Here is a 755-nt window from a genome sequence, read left to right as displayed (position 1 = left end):
CGATGCTTGGCACCAGGTCGCGCGGGGTCAGGCCTCCCTGCTCCATCCTGAACTTGATGGCCTCGATCGGGTCCGGAGCCTCGATCGAAAACGTCTTCTGTTCGTAAGCTTCGATCAGGGTGCCCATGACATCAAGAAAATCCCCCTCGGCAGTCCCCGGGGCAGGATCGGTTTCCACGAGCCTGGAAATCGCCTGCAAGGCCTTGCGGTAGTCCGCATCGGTATGGATTGGGCTGATATTCATGGCGACACCATCTCAACGCTGCTTGCGTCTACATCGTTGTACTCGGCATGGGTGCCAACGAATTTGATGTAGACGACCCGGACCCTGTAAGCGACCGCCAAGACCAATCGGTAGTCGTTGCCTTTGATGTTGAACACGACCCGGTTGTTCCTGATGAAACTGGCCGAAGCGTAGGCGTCCTTGATGTCCTGTGGCGTCATCCAGTTCGCGGCCTTCGCCTCGTCGTACCAGGCTCTCAGAGACTGCTCCGCTTGAGCATGTTTCTCCCAGAAAGCCTTCAGCGTCCCTACTGCGATCACTCTCATGCCGCCATGATAGTCCCATTTTGGGACCTATCAAGCCTGGACGAGGGCGCACAGGGCGATCCGGCCCGCTCTACCCCCGCTGGACGGAGCGGCCGCGGCCGATGCCGTAGTAGCGGATGCCGGCCGCTTCCACGTCTTCGGGCGGGTAGATGTTGCGGCCGTCGAAGATCACCGCGTCGCCCAGCGACTCGCGCAGGGCGGCGAAA

2 protein-coding genes are annotated in these 755 nt (G+C 60.5%); both read right to left on the bottom strand.

The window, feature by feature from the left end; translation table 11 throughout:
* Positions 1 to 244: helix-turn-helix domain-containing protein (locus ABD76_RS00145; RefSeq protein ID WP_197253221.1), on the bottom strand; the 244-nt coding region annotated here is incomplete at its 3' end.
* Positions 241 to 549, bottom strand: a complete 309-nt coding sequence (locus tag ABD76_RS00140; RefSeq protein ID WP_197253219.1) for a type II toxin-antitoxin system HigB family toxin — start codon at positions 547 to 549, stop codon at positions 241 to 243. The genes ABD76_RS00145 and ABD76_RS00140, both read right to left, overlap by 4 nt.
* Positions 550 to 755 lie beyond the last annotated feature (206 nt).

Source organism: Paenibacillus dendritiformis (assembly GCF_015845845.1).
Lineage (GTDB): Bacteria > Bacillota > Bacilli > Paenibacillales > Paenibacillaceae > Paenibacillus_B > Paenibacillus_B dendritiformis_C.
Note: the sequence above shows the minus strand (reverse complement) of the source record. Positions and strands in the feature narration are given on the sequence as shown.

Bases quoted from the DNA above. Each gene is read 5' to 3' on its own strand.
- ABD76_RS00140 (WP_197253219.1), bottom strand. From the start codon at position 549: ATGAGAGTGATCGCAGTAGGGACGCTGAAGGCTTTCTGGGAGAAACAT.